This is a genomic window from Notoacmeibacter ruber (assembly GCF_003668555.1).
Lineage (GTDB): Bacteria > Pseudomonadota > Alphaproteobacteria > Rhizobiales > Rhizobiaceae > Notoacmeibacter > Notoacmeibacter ruber.
This window is the reverse complement of sequence record NZ_RCWN01000001.1, coordinates 2,986,562-3,004,217: the sequence shown is the minus strand read 5'-3', so window position 1 is coordinate 3,004,217 and position 17,656 is coordinate 2,986,562. Positions and strand designations below refer to the sequence as shown.

Annotated in this window: 18 protein-coding genes and 1 tRNA gene; 8 read left to right on the top strand and 11 right to left on the bottom strand. The window is 61.1% G+C overall.

Going from position 1 to position 17,656, the window contains the following annotated elements; genetic code table 11:
- Positions 1-4 precede the first annotated feature (4 nt).
- The 4 genes from D8780_RS14465 to D8780_RS14450 form a co-directional block, all read right to left on the bottom strand.
- Entirely contained in the window at positions 5-1,807 is a 1,803-nt protein-coding gene (locus tag D8780_RS14465; RefSeq protein WP_121646234.1) for an ABC transporter ATP-binding protein, read from the bottom strand.
- A 107-nt stretch (positions 1,808-1,914) separates the two neighbouring features.
- Positions 1,915-2,871 carry a penicillin-insensitive murein endopeptidase gene (gene mepA, locus D8780_RS14460; protein ID WP_121646233.1) on the bottom strand — a complete coding sequence of 319 codons (957 nt, stop codon included), beginning with the start codon at positions 2,869-2,871 and terminating at the stop codon, positions 1,915-1,917.
- Positions 2,872-2,952: 81 nt separating this feature from the next.
- Complete coding sequence (locus D8780_RS14455) at positions 2,953-3,873, bottom strand: pirin family protein (protein WP_121646601.1); 921 nt, start codon at positions 3,871-3,873, stop codon at positions 2,953-2,955.
- A 103-nt stretch (positions 3,874-3,976) separates the two neighbouring features.
- The gene (locus D8780_RS14450) at positions 3,977-5,356 is read right to left on the bottom strand and encodes a hypothetical protein (protein WP_245412356.1); all 1,380 of its coding nucleotides are present in this window, start codon (positions 5,354-5,356) and stop codon (positions 3,977-3,979) included.
- A gap of 148 nt (positions 5,357-5,504) precedes the next feature.
- On the opposite strand from D8780_RS14450, the gene D8780_RS14445 reads away from it, so the two are divergent.
- Positions 5,505-5,789, top strand: coding sequence for a hypothetical protein (locus D8780_RS14445; RefSeq protein ID WP_121646232.1), 285 nt, complete (start codon positions 5,505-5,507; stop codon positions 5,787-5,789).
- A 43-nt stretch (positions 5,790-5,832) separates the two neighbouring features.
- Here the strand turns inward: D8780_RS14445 and coaBC are convergent, their stop codons facing one another.
- Positions 5,833-7,272: a bifunctional phosphopantothenoylcysteine decarboxylase/phosphopantothenate--cysteine ligase CoaBC gene (gene coaBC / locus D8780_RS14440; RefSeq protein ID WP_121646231.1), complete on the bottom strand. Its 1,440-nt coding sequence runs from the start codon at positions 7,270-7,272 to the stop codon at positions 5,833-5,835.
- 75 nt (positions 7,273-7,347) lie between these two features.
- On the opposite strand from coaBC, the gene D8780_RS14435 reads away from it, so the two are divergent.
- Complete coding sequence (locus tag D8780_RS14435) at positions 7,348-7,746, top strand: hypothetical protein (protein ID WP_121646230.1); 399 nt, start codon at positions 7,348-7,350, stop codon at positions 7,744-7,746.
- 12 nt (positions 7,747-7,758) lie between these two features.
- On the opposite strand, the gene ubiB is transcribed toward D8780_RS14435, so the two are convergent.
- On the bottom strand, positions 7,759-9,336 hold the full coding sequence (gene ubiB, locus D8780_RS14430; protein WP_121646229.1) for a 2-polyprenylphenol 6-hydroxylase: 1,578 nt from the start codon (positions 9,334-9,336) through the stop codon (positions 7,759-7,761).
- A 31-nt stretch (positions 9,337-9,367) separates the two neighbouring features.
- A complete protein-coding gene (ubiE, locus tag D8780_RS14425; RefSeq protein WP_121646228.1) occupies positions 9,368-10,144 on the bottom strand; it encodes a bifunctional demethylmenaquinone methyltransferase/2-methoxy-6-polyprenyl-1,4-benzoquinol methylase UbiE in 777 nt (258 codons plus the stop codon).
- Positions 10,145-10,339: 195 nt separating this feature from the next.
- Here ubiE and D8780_RS14420 point away from each other — a divergent pair, with 195 nt between their 5' ends.
- Entirely contained in the window at positions 10,340-10,879 is a 540-nt protein-coding gene (locus D8780_RS14420; protein ID WP_158598522.1) for a retropepsin-like aspartic protease family protein, read from the top strand.
- Positions 10,880-10,896: 17 nt separating this feature from the next.
- Here D8780_RS14420 and D8780_RS14415 read toward each other — a convergent pair whose 3' ends face one another.
- Positions 10,897-11,694, bottom strand: a complete 798-nt coding sequence (locus D8780_RS14415; RefSeq protein ID WP_121646226.1) for a purine-nucleoside phosphorylase — start codon at positions 11,692-11,694, stop codon at positions 10,897-10,899.
- A gap of 142 nt (positions 11,695-11,836) precedes the next feature.
- Between D8780_RS14415 and D8780_RS14410 the strand changes: the two genes are divergently transcribed.
- Both D8780_RS14410 and D8780_RS14405 read left to right on the top strand, forming a co-directional pair.
- Entirely contained in the window at positions 11,837-12,310 is a 474-nt protein-coding gene (locus D8780_RS14410) for an acyl-CoA thioesterase (RefSeq protein ID WP_281004575.1), read from the top strand.
- Positions 12,310-12,516: a SlyX family protein gene (locus D8780_RS14405; protein WP_121646225.1), complete on the top strand. Its 207-nt coding sequence runs from the start codon at positions 12,310-12,312 to the stop codon at positions 12,514-12,516. Before D8780_RS14410 ends, D8780_RS14405 begins: the two co-directional genes overlap by 1 nt.
- 21 nt (positions 12,517-12,537) lie before the next feature.
- Here D8780_RS14405 and msrA read toward each other — a convergent pair whose 3' ends face one another.
- Positions 12,538-13,212, bottom strand: a complete 675-nt coding sequence (msrA, locus tag D8780_RS14400) for a peptide-methionine (S)-S-oxide reductase MsrA (protein ID WP_121646224.1) — start codon at positions 13,210-13,212, stop codon at positions 12,538-12,540.
- Positions 13,213-13,248: 36 nt separating this feature from the next.
- Positions 13,249-13,566 (bottom strand): hypothetical protein, encoded by a 318-nt coding sequence (locus D8780_RS14395; RefSeq protein WP_210209466.1) that lies wholly within the window; start codon positions 13,564-13,566, stop codon positions 13,249-13,251.
- 270 nt (positions 13,567-13,836) lie between these two features.
- On the opposite strand from D8780_RS14395, the gene D8780_RS14390 reads away from it, so the two are divergent.
- From D8780_RS14390 to D8780_RS14380, 3 genes are all read left to right on the top strand, one after another.
- Positions 13,837-13,926 (top strand) — tRNA-Ser (locus D8780_RS14390).
- Between the two features lie 133 nt (positions 13,927-14,059).
- Positions 14,060-14,554, top strand: coding sequence for a plastocyanin/azurin family copper-binding protein (locus tag D8780_RS14385; RefSeq protein ID WP_158598521.1), 495 nt, complete (start codon positions 14,060-14,062; stop codon positions 14,552-14,554).
- Positions 14,555-14,866: 312 nt separating this feature from the next.
- Entirely contained in the window at positions 14,867-16,159 is a 1,293-nt protein-coding gene (locus tag D8780_RS14380) for a DEAD/DEAH box helicase (RefSeq protein ID WP_121646598.1), read from the top strand.
- 59 nt (positions 16,160-16,218) lie between these two features.
- Here D8780_RS14380 and D8780_RS14375 read toward each other — a convergent pair whose 3' ends face one another.
- A complete protein-coding gene (locus D8780_RS14375) occupies positions 16,219-17,634 on the bottom strand; it encodes a helix-turn-helix domain-containing protein (protein WP_121646221.1) in 1,416 nt (471 codons plus the stop codon).
- Between the last annotated feature and the right edge of the window lie 22 nt (positions 17,635-17,656).

Sequence of the window (17,656 nt, the reverse complement as noted above, 5' to 3'; positions counted from 1 at the left end):
TCTCCTATTCGGCAGCGTCGCTCGCCAGATCGAGGGACGGTCCCTCGCGCATTTCGCGATAGCGGCGATAGAGTCCTTTGGGCAAGGCCATAAGCTCGGCGTGAGTGCCCTGCTCCATCACTTCGCCATTCTCCAGAACAATGATGGAATGGGCATTCTGGACCGTCGAGAGCCGGTGTGCGACAACAATCGTCGTGCGTCCCTTCATCACCTGCTCCAGCGCGTCCTGAACCTTTTTCTCCGATTCATTGTCGAGCGCGCTGGTCGCCTCGTCCAGAAGCAGGATCGGCGCATCGCGAAGAATCGCCCTGGCAATCGACAGTCTTTGCCGCTGTCCGCCCGAGAGCGAGGTGCCATTTTCGCCAAGCGGCGTGTCGTAGCCCTTTTCGAGCGTCTTGATGAACTCGTCGGCATTGGCCAGCATCGCCGCCTCATGCACCTCTTCGTCGGTCGCGTCGGGCCGGCCATTGCGGATATTGTCGGCCACCGAACCTTCGAAGAGATAGGGATGCTGACTGACATAGGCGACCGACCCTCGCAGCGATGTCTTCGTCACCTCCGCAATGTCCTGACCATCGATCAGGATACGGCCGCGAGATGGGTCGAAGAAACGCAGCAGAAGCGTGATGAGCGTCGATTTTCCGGCGCCTGACCGGCCGATGATCGCTACCGTCCGTCCGGCAGGAATATCGAGAGTGAGGCCCTTCAGGACGTGCCGCTCTTCCACATAACCAAACCAGACATCCTCGAAACGGATCGCGCCCTTATCGACAACCAGATCGACATTGCCCGGCGCGTCCTGCTGGGCCGGCTCCACATCGAGAAGTTCATACACCATGCGCGCATTGACGATGGCCTTTTCCAACTGGATCTGGCTCTTGGCCAGCTTCTTGGCCGGTTCGTAGGCGAGCAGCATGGCGGCGATGAAGGAGGCCATCGATCCCGGCGGAACGCCAGACGCCAAAGACCGGCTGGCCGTGAACCAGACGGCAAGCGCGATGGCGCCACCGATAATCATATCCGTGATCGGCGAGGCACGCTCGCTGAGTCGCGTCACCTTGTTGGACTGCCGTTCGACCTTCCGATTGAGATGGCCGAACTGCTCCTTCAGGGTCGGCTCCATGGTGAACGCCTTGACCACGGCGATACCCTGAACCGTTTCCTGAATCGTGCCAAACAGGTTGGAGACCGTTCCGACATTGCGGCGGACCTCCTTGCGAAGCCGGCGCATCAGCCGGTTGAGCAGGTAGAACAAGAGCGGCCCGACCAGAAGAACGACGATCGTCAGGATTGGCTCCTGATAGATCATGACGCCGACCAGGCCGATGAGCGTGACAAGGTCGCGCGATACCGTCACCAGAGCGGTGTTGAGCACCGAACGGATACCGTTGATATTGCCGTTGATCCGTGCGGTCAGACGGGCCGATCGATCAGACATGTGGAAACGCATGTCCAGCGCCAGCAGATGCGCAAAAATACGCCGCTGGTAACGCGCCACGACATTGTTCCCCACCTTGGCCAGCAGGATCGCCTGAAAATAGCCGGCGATGGACCGGACCGCGAAAGCCAGGAAAATCGCGGCCGCGATGATCGGGATGAGCGCGGTATTTTCCCGCACGAAAATCTCATCGACCACGTCCTTGACGATAAAGGCAAGAAAGGCGGTCGCGCCCGAAGCCAGGGCGAGACATAGCCCCGCCAGAATGTAGGTGCGGTAGTGATAACGGATATTCTCGGAAAAAATCCGTTTGAGGACGGCCAGACTTGCTGCTTCGGCCAGACCGCTCCGGGCTTGGTTCGCCTGCATGTTATCCGCGCTGGGCTTTCTCTGACGGCCTTGTTTGTGACGGCGCTTCTAACGCCTGCTGTCCTGTTTGGCCATAGGCTGCCGAAAATGGGCAGCGGGCGCCATGCCTACCGCTCCGGGCGTCGCATGGGCAGTGGCGGCACAGGCATGAAAGCCGACGCGGAATAGATCGCCGAGCCCGGCGTCTTTGCCGGCGCGGCGAGAACGGCCCGGCACGCCCGCGGCAGAGCGGCCATCGTCATCACGTCCCTTGCCTTCGGCTTTGGCTTCACGCCGGGCTTCGGCGGCAGCCAGGGCTGCTTCGTAAACCACCATCCCATCGCCTCGCCGCAGCCATCGCCGCTGCCTGTTCCCTTCTGCGGCTTGCATTGCGGAGAGCCGGGCTGACACCGCAAGCGGACGTGAAAATGGTAATTGTGGCCCCAAAAGGGTCGCACCTTGTTCAGCCAGCCGCGATCGGATCCGGCCGTCTCGCACAGCTTCTTCTTGATCGAGGGATGCACGAGAATGCGCTGCACTTCCGGATAGGAGGCCGCGCGCTTGATCACCGCGGCCTGCCCGCCCGTCCAGACGTCATCATTGATTGGCCTCGGTTCGTCGGCCCCCACCACCAGCATATCGGTCGCGGAGAGGTTTTCGCGCTCCTGATAAGTCAACCGCCGGTTCGGCATCGGCGTCAGCCAGATATCGGCATCGAGACCCACCTGATGAGAGGCATGGCCGGTCAGCATGGGACCGCCGCGCGGCTGGGAGATGTCGCCCACCAACAGGCCCGGCCACCCATCCTTGGCCGCGTCGCGAGAGAGTTTCTGGAGAAGGCCGACCATCGCCGGATGGCCCCAGCGCCGGTTGCGGCTCGGCCGCATGACCTGCCAGTTCGGCCCGTCCATATCCAGCCCGACGCCGCCGGCAAAACAGCCCTTGGAGTAGAAGCCGAACGTTTCCGGTTTCATCGATGCCGGCAGGTCCTTTGAACCAAACAGCGTCTTGGCCAGTGGCTCGGCCGAGACCGGCGACGACAGCGTCGCCGCCAGAAACAGGGCGCATAAGATCGGTCGGATCATGTCGGCGGGTCCATGCTCATCTCGAATCGGTTTCAGAGCATAGCACTTACCGGCGGAGAATTCGCGTTTCGCCGCGTGCGGTCAAAGTCCTGTCGCGCCCTCGCGGATGAAGTTACCGCTTCGCAGATCGCGGACTGCTTCCATGATTTCCTCGCGGGTATTCATGACGATCGGTCCATGCCAGGCGACCGGTTCCTGGATCGGCTTGCCGGTCACAAGCAGGAAGCGGACACCCTCGTCACCCGCCTGTACGACGATTTCATCTCCCGTATCGAACACGACAAGCGTGCGATCGCCGCTCATGTCCCGCAGGTGGATCTCCTTGCCGTCGACTTCCTTCTCGACCAGCACGCCAAAAGGTTTGCTCGCATCGCGGAACGTGGCCGAGCCGGCGAAAATATAGGCGAAAGCGGAGCGATAGGTGTCGATCGGCAGCACTTTGCGCACACCGGGCGGCACCGAAATGTCGAGATATTGGGGATCGGCGGCGATGCCGTCGACCGGGCCTTTCTTGCCCCAGAAGGAGCCGCAGACGACACGAACGGTCGTTCCGTCATCGTCTATCTCAACGGGGATATCGGCGCTTGTTATGTCCTGATAGCGCGGCGTCGTCATCTTCTGATCACGCGGCAAGTTTGCCCAGAGCTGGAAACCGTGCATCTTGCCCGACGTGTCACCCTTCGGCATTTCCTGGTGCATGATGCCCGATCCGGCCGTCATCCACTGCACGTCGCCAGCGCCGAGACTGCCATTGTTCCCGAGGCTGTCGGCGTGGTCGACCGTGCCGGCCAGAACATAGGTGATGGTCTCGATGCCGCGGTGCGGATGCCATGGAAACCCTGCCGAATAAAGCCTGGGATCATCATTTCTAAAATCGTCCATCATCAGGAACGGATCGGTCAAGGACGGGTCTCCGAAGCCGAAGACCCGCTCGAGCTGAACGCCGGCGCCTTCCATATGGGTCTGGGTGCCGGACAGTGATTTGACGGGCCGAATGGACATGATGAGTGCTCCTTGCGCATGTTTGAAGCGCGATGTGAGCCACATCTGTGCTCTGAGGGGTGCGGTCACAAGAACGTTCCGGTTGACGGTTCGTTCTCAATCGTCAACCAGTGGCGAACAAGAGGGCCGTCAAAGACAGAAGAAAGAGCCCGGTGGACAGCGCGATGAATGCCGCGTTCCAGACGACGCCCGCCCGCCATGCCGAAACGCCACCGAAACGTCCGATCAACATGGTCGTGGCGGTAAATGGCGATGTCAGGCCGCTCAGCACCCACCCTGTCAGGATGGACAGAATCAGTAGAGCGGGGGGAATACCAAGCTCGCTTGCCGAGGGCAGAAGGGGCGCGAAAAGCACCACACCGAGAATGGGGTTCATGCCAAGCTGACCGGCAATCGGGATGAAGATGACGATCCCGAAAAGAAGCGCCAGAACCGGCAGAGCCGACAGATCGATCCCGAGGGCTGCGATCCAGGGCGGCGCCATCGCGCCACCCGTGGCGCCGATGAAACCGGCCATCACGAGCAGGACGATTTCGGCGCGATAATTCGGCAATTCCAGAGCCGTGAAACGGTGAATCGTCTCCGGGACGGAGACGGCGTCGTCACTGTCCTGCCGGCTCTCAAGCAACAGCCAGGCCAATGCAACAAGCGGCACGAAGACCATCACGATCGCGGCAACACGAAGGTGGGTCGCCAACTCCAGCAGACCGACGCCACCAAGGGTTATGAGGAGCAGAAGAAGCAGGGGCAAAAGGTCGCGTGCGCTCCCCTCGACCTGTCTCCGGACCGGTCGCCCTCCCGGCACTTTCGGCTTCAGGGCAGTATCGAGCGCCCATCCTCCAGCCGTGAAGATAGCCGCGTGCAAAAGGCCGAATGGCAGCAGTTGTGCCCAGCTGCCGCCTGCAATCAGGTCGATGGTGATGACAGGTCCGAATGCAAGGGGAGACCAGAAGATCGAGGCCAGAAAGCCGCGCTGGATAGCAAGCAACATGCGCCGGTTTCTGATCTTCGCGATGGTGGGATCGCTTTCTTCGCCCATCAGCCGCTCGACCATGGAGCCAAGGAGCTGGATCGAGCCGTAATTCAGAACGAGCGCAAACAAATGCCCTCCGCTCGACAGCGCGAGATAGCGGCGACCCGGCGGCTGCGTCGCGATATAGCGTCCCGCCCGGTTGATCGCTTCGGAGCGCATGGCCGGTACGCGCAACGTCGCCAGCGCGACGAAGAAACCACAGATGAAATTGGCCTGTACCATGCCACGCCAGAGAATCGCACTCCAATCGTCACGCGTAGTGATTGCGATAATGCTGAGCCCGATCGCGACGATGACGAAGACGATCCGCGTCGGAGCCAGCTTCGGAAGCGACAGGATCAGATAAAGAGTAAGGGCCATACCGGCGACAGGCGCCGCCGGGACCCAGCCCGTCCACTCGAAGAGCGCGGCGAACAGCGTTGTGATGAGGAGAAGGAGACCGGCCAGCATGACCATGCCCATACGCCGCAGATCGGAAAGCGTCCATATGGGCGATCGATATCACCGCACACCAGCGGCGAGTGCCGTCTCGGAACGCAGGCGGTACGCCGTGCGTTCGGGGTAGGAGTTTTCATCAGAACTTTCAGGAGAAAATTTTATGGCTGTCGAAGATCCTTACGCCGCCGACAACGAAGCTCAGGAAGACATGATCATCAGTCCGCAGGCTGTTGCCGCCGACGAGAGCCTTTCGATCGAGAAAAAACTCGATAAGCTCGTCGCGATGAAACAGGCCGTCGGACAACGTGGCGCCGATGGCACGCTGGATCCGGCACTGGTTTCAAGGCAGATGCAGGATATCGATGCCGCCATGGCACGTGTGCAAAGCCAGTCCGACCCGGTCGATGGAACCAAGGAAGGCAGCCGCCGTCCAGACGATATGTAAGCCGACGAAGTATCGCGGCCTGCAAGGGGCGTTTACGCTCAGTTCAAACTCCAAGCCGGGCGGCGATGGCAAGAACCAGCCGCTCGGCGACCTCGTCCTTGGTCATCTCCGGCCACTTCTCCACGCCGTCCGCGCTGGCAATCGCGACACGATTGCGGGTGCCGCCCATGACGCCCCCCTTGCCGCCGATGCCGCTATCGTGGCTCACATCATTGGCCACGATGAGGTCGGCGCCTTTCCGGACGCGCTTTTCCTCGGCATAAACTTCCACGTCGCGCGTTTCCGCCGCGAAACCGACAACGAGAGCCGGGCGCTGATTTTCGTGTCGGGCAATCGACGCCAATATGTCCGGATTTTCCGTCAGTTTGAGCTTGGTGAGTCCGCCTTCGCTCTTCTTTGTCTTCTGTTCCGCAATGCGGGCCGCACGATAGTCGGCGACGGCCGCCACGAAGATCGCAATGTCGGCCGGAAGGGCCTTTTCCACTTCCGCCCTCATTTCCTCCGCTGTCTGAACGGAAACGACCTCGCACCCCGGCGGATCGGAAAGATCGACGGGCCCGGAGACAAGCGTCACGCGTGCGCCGGCACGAGCGCAAGCGGCGGCAATGGCATGGCCCTGCCGGCCCGACGACCGATTGGCGATGTAGCGAACCGGATCAATCGGCTCGTGCGTTGGACCGGACGTCACGATGACGTGCCGTCCCGCAAGGGGCCTTTCCGAGACGAGCGGCGAAAACATATGCGCCGCCTCTTCGGCGATGGTGGTCGGTTCGGCCATTCGGCCGCGACCGGCTTCGCCTTTTTCTGCCATCTCACCGATTTCTGGACCGATGAATTGGGCACCATCCTTTTGAAGCTGGGCGACATTCCGACGAGTCGCGGAGTGCTCCCACATTGCCGGATTCATGGCGGGAGCGAGCAGCAGCGGGGCGCGACTCGCCAGAAGGACGGCGCCAGCCAGATCGTCCGCAATGCCCGTCACCATCTTGGCCAGACGATCGGCTGTCGCTGGGGCGACAATGACGAGATCGGCGGTGCGTGCCAGACGGATATGACCGACATCGAACTCGCTTTGCCGATCCCACAGATCGGTATGACACTGACCATCCGCCAAAGCCGATGCTGACATCGCCGTGACGAAGTGTTGCGCGGCTTCCGTCATGATCACGGTGACGTCCCCGCCCCGCTCCTTGAGCCGGCGGATCAGATCAAGCGACTTGTAGGCCGCCACGCCGCCCCCGATAATCAGCAGCATGGATTTGCCGGCGAGCCCGCTCGATTGCAGCAAGGTCTTTCGAGTGGCGGCATCGTGCCCTATCGTTTGCGGCTGAAACGCTGAAACCTGCTCAGAAGACCCAGCGACCGCCAGATCGCGCAGCACCGTTCGTAGTTCTTCTTCGACGGAGCGGCCGTTTTCGGCGGCGCGGACACGGATCGCCTGTTTGACGTCGTCCTCGATATTGCGGATCGTTATGCTTGCCATGATCGCTCCTGCACTCAGAACAGCGATATTCTGCGACTGCAATCATTGCAATCAAGGGTTTGGAGGAAGGTTAAAATGAACCAGTATGCAGCTATAGCGACCGTCATGCTCGTAGCAATGGCGACACCGGCCGCAGCCACCGGCGAAATCGTTTGCCGTGGAGTTGAGAGCGACGCCATCCGGGTCACGCTCGGCTTCGGTACCCTGCCTGTCCTGAGCGTCATTTCCGCCCGCATTGAGACGCAGGAAGCGACTTATCAGTTGAGCGAGGGCGGCAATGCCGACCTCATCCGCTTTGGCGACGGCGCTTTTCTGAATGACGGCCTGATTGCCCGTTTCACGGATGACATCGTCAACGAGATTTTGGCCGAACTGCGCATCGTCAACATGGATGACGGCCGGCACTTCGCGTCCGTCGGCCTGCTACGCCTGCCTGGAAAAGCGGCTCATGCCCTAGTGTGCGAAGGGCCCTGATTAAGCTCGCGGTCAGGTGACCTGCCAGGCGATCCAGACCGCGCAGGCGGCGATGATCCAAAGGGAAATTCGCCCGGCCCGTGCGAACCGCGATCCCGCGCGGCTCAGGCGCTCGACCGATTCATCGGCGACGGTCAGACCGCCATCGATCAACTCCTCGAGTTCGTCGATCATGCGTTCGGCGCGGCGCAGATTTTCAGGCGCCTGCCGCAGCAGGGCCAGGAGCGCCGTCCCGCTATCCTTCATGTCCGCGAGAATCGCCTGCGGTCCAAGCTCCATGGTGAGGCATTCACGCACCACCGGCTCGGCCGCCTTCCACATGTTGAAATGCGGATCGAGCGTCCGCGCGACGCCCTCGACCGTCACCATCGTCTTTTGCAGCATGATCAGTTCGGTGCGCGTCTCCATGTCGAACAGTTCCGTCACTTCGAACAGAAGCGTCAGAAGCTTGGCCATGGAAATGGTCTCGGCGCTCTGGCCGTGGATCGGCTCGCCGATCGCCCGGATCGCCTGTGCGAAGCTCGCCGGATCATGCCTTTTGGGCACATAGCCCGCCTCGAAATGGACGTCGGCGACCCGGCGATAATCGCGGATGATGAATCCGTAGAGAATGTCGGCGAGGAACCGCCTCTCCCTGTTGCCGAGCCGTCCCGATATTCCCAGATCGACAGCGACGAGGGTGCCGTCCGCCTCGACGAAAAGATTGCCGGGATGCATGTCCGCATGGAAGAATCCGTCGCGCATGGCGTGACGCAGGAAGGACTGGATCAGACAGACGGCCAGTGCCGACAGATCGAGGCCGGAAGCGCGCAGTCTCTCCGTATCCGACAACTTGATGCCGTCGATCCATTCCATAGTGACGATATCGCGGCCGGTTCGCTCCCAGTCCACCGCCGGCGTGCGGAAGCCCGGATCGTCCTGCGTGTTCTCCGCCAGTTCGGAGAGCGCGGCAGCTTCGAGCCTCAGATCCATCTCCATGCGGGTGGTCTGAGCCAAGGTGTTGGCAATCTCGACAGGATGCAGGCGGCGAGTTGCGGGAACGAAGCGCTCCAGCATGCGCGCAGCCAGAAAGAAGCTCTCCAGATCATTGTAAAAGCGGCGGCGGACGCCCGGCCGGATGACTTTGACGGCTACCTTGTGATTGCGGCCATCGGGGCCGTAGAGAATGGCCGGATGAACCTGAGCGATGGAGGCCGCGGCAACCGGATCGCGCAGCTCTACGAAAAGCTCATCGCACGGACGGCCGATGGATTCTTCGATCGTCCGCCGCGACTGATCAACCGGAAAGGTCTCCATCCTGTCATGCAGCAAAGAGAGGTCACGGGCGAGTTCGGTTCCGACAATATCGGGCCGGGTTGCGAGAAACTGGCCGAGCTTCACATAAGACGGACCGAGCCGTTCTATCGCGCGCGAAATGCGTGTCGCCCTGTCCCTGCTATGGGAGCGGGGCCGGGCCAGACTTTTGCCGATGCGCCAGAAAAAACGGGGCATCCCGTCGAGCTGATCGCCCGGCAGCGCAGCCACCACACCTTCACGGGCGAAGATCCAGCCCGCCCGCATCAGCCTCAACTGCGCGCCAATCGCCGTCACGAGGCCCGTCCTTCCGTCATCGCAATGTTCCTCAGAGCTTCCAGCCGGAATGACAGGCCGCGATGCCGCCCGAATAATCACGCCATGTGGCCCGCTCGAAACCGGCCTTTTCGATCATGGCCGCAAACTCGCTCTGCCGGGGAAATTTCCGAATGCTTTCCACCAGATACTGATAGGGCTCAGCGTCTCCGGTAATCATGCGGCCCATTTGCGGAATGACCCGAAACGACCATTGCTCGTAAATCTTCTCAAGGACCGGCATATCGACTTCCGAAAATTCAAGGCATAGAAAGCGGCCGCCGGGCTTCAACACACGCCAGGCTTCGGCAAGGGCGCGATCGATATGCGGCACGTTCCGGATACCAAACGCGATCGTGTAGGCATCGAATGTCTCGTCTTCGAACGGCAATTGCTCCGCATTGGTCTCGACAAAGTTCAACCTGTCGAGGAGCCCTGCCTTGGCGGCGCGTTCCGCCCCGACCTCAAGCATCGAACCATTGATGTCGAGGACGGTTACATGGGCATTGCGCCGCGAGGCTTCGACAATGCGAAAGGCGATATCGCCCGTTCCGCCGGCCACGTCCAGCGACGACCAACCCGGCCGCCGGCTGGGATTGAGCCAGGATACCATGGCGTCTTTCCACGCTCTGTGCATGCCCATGCTCATCATGTCGTTCATCAGATCGTAGCGGCGGGCAACGGTATGAAACACCGTATCGACCATCGCCTGCTTCTGGTCTTCGCCCACCTTTCGAAACCCATAAGAGGTTTCCATGCCGCCCGCGGCGGTCGTGCGATCTGTCGACATGTCGATTCCGATGGTTGTTCCGCTTCGATCAACTGGCTGGCGCATTAACAGATCAGCCGCAGCAAGGCGAGACCGGCGATACGCTCACCGCGATATAAGCAACTCTAAGCAAGGCTTTAACCGCGCTTGAAGACGGTTGCGCTAAAAGAGCGGTCCGTCAAACCCGTAAAGGCCGGTTTTTTCATGCTTTTCCGAATGGCTTTTTGCGTCGCCGCCATTGCCCTGGCAATCGCCTATGCCGCTCCGGAACTCGTGCAGCGCCAGATCGACCGAATGGGTGCGACTGAAGGTGAAGACGAGACGGCTCGGCCGATTTCCGTTTCGTCGGCGCAGAGCACAACGTCAAAGCCGATCCTGAACGGATGGGATCGGCGGCATGTCATGAACGCCGATACGAGCGGACATTATCGCGACACCTTCCGGCTGAACGGCAAGCCTCTTCAGGCCATGATCGATACCGGCGCAACGCATGTGGCGATTAATCAGAGCATGGCCCGGCAACTCGGACTGCAGCTCATTCCGGCGGATTTTTCGCAGGAAGTGCAAACGGCGAACGGCGTTGCCCTGGTTGCGCTGAGTACGCTCCACAGCGTCGAGATCGGACCGATCCGAAGAGAGAATGTGCCCGTGGTCGTCATGCCTGACAGAGCGCTGACAACGCCGCTTATCGGCATGAGCTTTCTCGGCCAGCTGAAATTCCAGATGTCGGCAGGTACCCTCGAACTTCAGGGTTGATCGCTGCCGACGGGGTCTCAGCCGAGATCGGCAACGGTCTGTCGGATGATGGCAGAAAGTCGCGCGCTACCTTGCTTCGCCACGCGCTGCGTCTGCTCATGCGACAAGGGTTCGGCCTGCATGCCCGCGCCGAGATTGGTGATCATCGACAGCGCACCGACGCGTAAACCGTGAAAGCGGGCGAGAATGACTTCCGGCACGGTCGACATGCCGACAGCGTCGGCGCCGAGGTGACGCGCCATGCGAATCTCTGCCGGCGTCTCGAAGGACGGACCGCTGAACCAGCAATAAACGCCCTTGTGGATCGTCTCACCCAGCTTTGCCGCCGAAGCCCCAATGGTCTGGCGTATCTCCGGATCATAGGCTTGGGACATATCAATGAAGCCTTCGCCGCCACCGCGGCCGATCAGAGGGTTGGGTCCGAGTGCGATATGATCCTCGATCAGCATGACGCTTGCCGGGCCCATCGATTCATGGACGGAGCCGGCGGCGTTCGTCAGCAGAAGCGTCTTGATCCCGAGGCCGGAGAGGGATTCCAGTGCGCCCGCCATCGCTGCCGGATTGCCCCTCTCGTAATAGTGGGAGCGGCCAGCCAGCATCAGGACGGAGCGTCCGGACAATTCGCCCGCGACCACTTCGCCAGCATGGCCTGGCACGGTCGAGACCGGGAAATCGGGAAGGTCGGCGTAAGGAATCCGGACCGCATCCTCGACCTCGGAGGCCAGAGGGCCAAGACCGGAGCCAAGAACGACCGCGAGGGAGGGCGTCCGCCCTTCCAGCCTTTCGATCAGAATATCCACCGTCCGCTTCACCATAAAATGATCCCCTCTTCGGTTTGAATCAGTTTGCGGCATTTCGCTCTCGCTGCAAGGGGTTTATGAGACGGCCCATCACAGCGTACCGGCCGGCTGCCGAGGTCCGGTCGAACTTCCAACTTCGCATGAGGGGACCCAGGCCATGACGAAACAAAAGGATATGGCCGCCGGACAGGACCGCGCCGCACGAAGCGGCCGCGACGCTTATCGGATCTCCCGTCATCTCACCACCCGCTGGTCGGATAATGACGTCTATGGCCACATGAACAATGTTGTCCATTACTCGCTGTTCGACACTGCGGTGAACGGCTGGCTGATCGAAAACGGCGTACTGGACCCGCTCGCCGGCGAGCAGGTGGGGCTGGTGGTCGAGACCGGCTGCCGGTACTTCGCGGAATTGGCCTTTCCCGATACGGTTACCGCCGGCATTCGCGTGACGCGGATCGGTACCACTTCCGTTCGCTACGAGGTGGGCCTTTTCCGGGGGGAAGCGGATGAAGCTGCGGCCGAGGGCCACTTCATTCATGTATATGTCGACCGGGAGACGCGACGCCCCGCCCCGCTCGGAGACGATCTGCGCGCGCTGCTCGAGACCGCTTTCATGGAGAAAGACTGATGAGCGAGGCCGATTCCGTCGTCGAACTGCAAAGCCGGGTTGCCGAGCTGGAGCGGGAACTGGAGACGCTCAGCACACTTGCGACCGAACAGGCCCACTCGATCGCGAGCCTGGAAAACAAGCTGATGGTTCTGATCCAGCGGTTTCTCGTCGTCGAATCACAAAGCGGCGGCGACGTGCCTATCGACAAGCCGCCGCACTGGTAAGCTGCCCTCGGCAGCGCCCGATCATTCAGCGGCACTTACGCCGGTCGGCGTCGGGCATGAGACGCCCGTGCCGGCCAGGCCGCAATATCCGTTCGGGACTTTCTGCAGATATTGCTGGTGATCCGCTTCGGCATAAAAGAATTCCGGCGCTTCGCGAATCTCGGTGGTGATCTTTCCCTTGCGGCCCGCCGTCTGCAACGCCTGCTGGTAGCGGTCGCGGCTCTCGGTCGCCTTCTCGAACTGCTCCTGCGTCGTCGTGTATATGGCCGAGCGGTACGTCGTGCCGATATCATTGCCCTGACGCATCCCCTGGGTCGGATCATGCTCCTCCCAAAACAGCTTCAGCAGATCCTCATAGGATATTTCGGAAGGATCGAAGACGACCTTGACGATCTCGGCGTGGCCGGTCTGGCCCGTGGTCGTTTCGTGATAGGTTGGATTGGGAGTGTAACCTCCGGCATAGCCCACAGCCGTTGAAACAACGCCCGGCACCTGCCAGAACAGCCTCTCAGCCCCCCAGAAACACCCCATCCCGAAATAGGCTATCTGTGCCTCGTCAGGATAAGGCCCCTTCAGCGCCGTCCCGAAAACCGCATGTTTTTCCGCAGTCGGAATGGGTTCGGACCGGCCGCGAAGGGCCTTGTCCGGCTCAGGCATGTCGGTCTTCTTCTTCAGCATGTCGGACAGAAAAAACATTGGCGTGGCTCCCGGAGGCTCAGCCGGCGTCTCGTCTTAGACGGGCGCTGCGAAACCGCGCTCGCGCCGGCGTTTGTGTCCGATCATATAGGAAAGCAGCGCCAGAATTGCGAAGAGAAGACAACCCGGAATGGAGAGCACCACTGATGCGAGCCACCAGACGGAAGAATCGATTTCCTCCAGGCTGCTCTGCAACCCCGTCGTTGCATGAGGCAACGCCGCCTGAAGCGATTCGATGAAGGGCGTCAGCAGAATCTCGGAAGCAGCGACCGACCTGCTGATGTCGATGACGGCCAGAACGACGGCGATCGCCAGGAGAAACAGGGCAAGGGCACGAAATAGAAAACGGATCATGATAAAGTCGGCATCGGCTCGTCTGACGTTACGGCTCCATCCATAGGCCGGTGAGCCAGCCGCGTCCACGGCAAAGCGTCCTCATGTATGAAGCTGCCGCAATCACCTCTTTCGGCGTTATTTCGACCGCGCTTCCCCGTCACGGCAAGGCCGAATCATCGATCTGAAATTGCCCCTTGCTCTCGCAGCCTTTCTGGCTATAGTCCGCGCCGCCTGAGAAGGCATGCGACCCGCCCGGCGAATCTTGGATTCAGGGCCGGTCGATTCTCCGGTGAGGTGGCCGAGTGGTTGAAGGCGCACGCCTGGAACGCGTGTATACGGGAAACCGTATCGAGGGTTCGAATCCCTCTCTCACCGCCAGTTCTCTCGGACCGATAGAGCCTAGTTTCTGGTTGCCGTGGCGCGCTCAGAGGTCGATAAGGCGCACGCCCCGTGGCTCTTCTTGTTCTGCCGGGACGCGCCTGCCATCCTCTGGAGGATTGTTCGAATGGTGATGAAGCCGAAAACATCGCGCCTGCCCAGCGCCGGCATCGTCCTGATGGCGCTGACCCTCTCTTGCATTCTCGGAATTCAGAGCGCTCGGGCAGAGACGTTCGTTGTGGAGCAGATCACCGATGTAAAGGCGAGCGGCGCCCAGAAGATGTTCCGCTTTGCGCCGGAACTCCTGCGGCTCGAAGTCGGTGACGAAATCGAATTCCGTAATTCGATTAGGGGCCATACCGTTCATACGATACCCGCATTATGGCCCGAGAACGCGCCACCCATAGCGATTTCCTACAAGCCCAACGCGACCGTGCGGTTTCCGGAACCGGGCGTCTACGGTTTCAAATGCCAACGCCATGGCGTCTATGGAATGGCGATGTTGGTGATCGTCGGAGACCCGAAGAAAATCGACGATCTCGGCGAGCGTATCGACGCCGCCAAACTGTCCGACGACGCAAAGCAGAAGCTGAAATCCATCATTTCGAACGCCGGTCTGACGCCTTGACCGGGCGGCGGCGTCGGACCCCTTCTCACGGGTGCGCTTGACTTCCGGCCCGCGAAAGCGCATCTGAGCGGCGTACCGCGCTGCCGCGTGAGCAAGCCGCGCTTTTTTTGATGTCTATCTTCGATATCGGGCGCATCGGTACATTTCCCAGATCCCCATCACGCAGGGTTCTTACGGTCGGGCCGCAACGCATGGTATTCGCCTGCGTCTGCCGAGGCTCCGCCGCACCCTCGCGTGCCGCAATTGAAACGCGGCACATCACAACGGATCGTCGTGCGCCATGCTTGGCGTCCGATCCGCAAAGGACATGATTTGACTGATTTCAATTCGCTCGGCCTGGCATCAGCGCTGACCAAGACCCTGCAGCAAAACGGCTTCACCGCGCCCACTCCTATCCAGGACCAGGCGATTCCGCTGGCGCTGGAAGGTCATGACATTATGGGCCTCGCCCAGACCGGCACCGGCAAGACGCTCGCCTTCGGCCTGCCACTGATGGACAAGCTTCTGCGCATTCACGGCAAGCCGGAGAGCAAGACGGTTCGCGCTCTCGTGCTCGCCCCGACCCGCGAGCTAGTCAATCAGATTGCCGACAGCCTGCGCACCTTCACCAAACAGACGCCGATCAAGGTCAACACGGTTGTTGGCGGCCAGTCCATCGGCCGGCAGATCGCGATGCTCAATCGCGGCACCGACATTCTGGTGGCAACGCCTGGCCGCCTGATCGACCTCATGGAACGCAACGCCGTCAAGCTGGAGACCGTACGGTTTCTCGTCCTCGACGAAGCCGATCAGATGCTCGATCTCGGCTTCATCCACGCGCTGCGCAAGATCGCGCCGAAGCTCGGCCAGCCGCGCCAGACCATGCTCTTCTCGGCCACGATGCCCAAGCAGATGGAAGAGATCAGCCGCGCCTATCTGACAGACCCGAAGCGCGTTCAGGTGGCGCAATCCGGCAAGGCTGCCGACAAGGTGACGCAGAGCGTTCATTTCCTGGACAAGGGCCAAAAGACGTCCGCGCTTCGCGAAATCCTCTCCAAGGATCTGTCGGCCCCGACCATCGTCTTTGCCCGCACCAAGCATGGCGCGGAAAAGCTGATGAAGCAGTTGGTGAAGGATGGCTACAACGCCGCCTCTATTCACGGCAATAAAAGCCAGAGCCAGCGCGACCGGGCCATCAAGGCGTTTCGGGACGGTGAAACCACGGTTCTCGTCGCAACCGACGTTGCCGCGCGCGGAATCGATATCCCCGGCGTCGCCTATGTGATCAATTACGAATTGCCCGATACGCCTGAAAATTACGTTCACCGCATCGGACGAACCGCCCGTGCCGGCCTCGAAGGCGAAGCCATTGCGTTCTGCTCGTCCGATGAGATGGGCCAGTTGCGGCAAATCGAGAAGGTGATGAAGATCTCGATCCCCGTCGCGGAAGGCTCGGGACCGGCACCGAAAGCGACAGCACCGGCAAAGCCGAATGGTCGCGGTGGCAAGAACCGCGGTGGCGCCAAGTCGCGCAATCATGGCGAGCGGAATGCTCGCACGGCTGAGCGGCCGCCCAACCGAAAGCCGCGCCGGACACGTCGCAAGCGCACCGCCGCTGCTGCCTGACCTGAGAAAAGACCGGACCGGTCGCGATGTTATCATCGCGGCCGGTTTTTCATGCGCGGTCAGAAGCTGTAGGGCAATTGACCGCGATGGTTCGGCTCGACCGTCAGCCTCTGCTTCAGAGGTGGCACGGCCCGCTGATGGCAGTTCGGCCGCTCGCAGATGCGGCAGGAAATGCCGATCGGCTCGAATGCCGTATCGCGCGCCAGATCCAGATTATCGGCATAGACAAGATGGCGGGCATGCTCGATCTCGCAGCCGAGTGCCAAAGCATAGGTCTGCACCGGCGCATGGAAGCCCGCCGAAGCCTTCGTCACGACAGTCGCCAGACAGAGATAACGTCGCCCGTCCGGCGTTTCAGCCTGTTGTCGCAAGATTCCGTTCGGTGCCTCGAAGGCCCGGTGAACGTTCCATAGCGGGCAGGCGCTTCCGAAGCGCGCAAATTGCAGCTTCGTCGCGCTGTGCCGTTTGGTGATATTGCCGGCGCGGTCCACCCTTGCAAAGAAGAACGGAATGCCCTGCTGCCCCGGCCGCTGCATAGTGGAGAGGCGGTGTGCCACCTGCTCGATACTGGCACCGAAGCGCTCTGCCAAAAGCTCCAGATCGTGCCGCAATTCACGCGCGGCCGACAGAAAACGTCGATAGGGCAGAATGGCCGCGCCCGCGAAATAATTGGCGAGGCCGATCCGGCAGACGGCACGAGCATCCACCGAACGGAAATCGGCGCGGTCCGCGACCGACCCGATCAGTTCGCCATATTCGACCAGGCCGATCTGGTGGGCGATCTGAAACGCATTGGTCGCTGTGCCCGACCGCGAATGAAGCCGCAAGATGCGGGTTTCTTCATCATAATGGCGGAGCGTGCCGGCGCGGTCGGCACCCGTTTCGATCATCACGCGAATACCGCATCGCCGCTCGGCATAATCCACCAGCGGCGCCAGCCTGTCGCTGCCCGTTGCATCCAGCCGGTCGGCCAGAGTTTCGGCTGCCTGGTCCAGCTCATCAATGTAATTGTCGATATAATGGAAATAGTCCCGAACCTCTTCGTAGGGGGTCGGCTCGACCAGCACGCCGCTGCGCTCGATCGTGTCGTCCAGTTCGGCAAGGCGCTCGCCCGACTGCCGCAATGAGCGATGGAGGGAGAGGACCGAGAGCGCCAGGGCTGGCGCGTTCTGCACGACCAACTGAATGTCCTGCGGCGCGGGCGGCTGGCCACCAAAGGCCGGGTCGGCAAAGACTTCGGCAAGATCCGCAAGCAGACGGTCCTCATCACCGCCGGCGAAATCGCGCATCTCGATGGAGAATTTCTCGGCAAGCGCCAGCAGGACCGGCGCGGTCACGTGCCGCTGATTGTTTTCGAGCTGGTTGAGATAGCTGGTGGAGATGCCAAGCCGCGCGGCAAAGGCCGCCTGCGTCAGCCCTTCCTCCTGCCTGATGGCCCTGATCTTTCGGCCGACAAATATTTTACGATCACGCATTTGCAATTTCGCTTTTCACAGT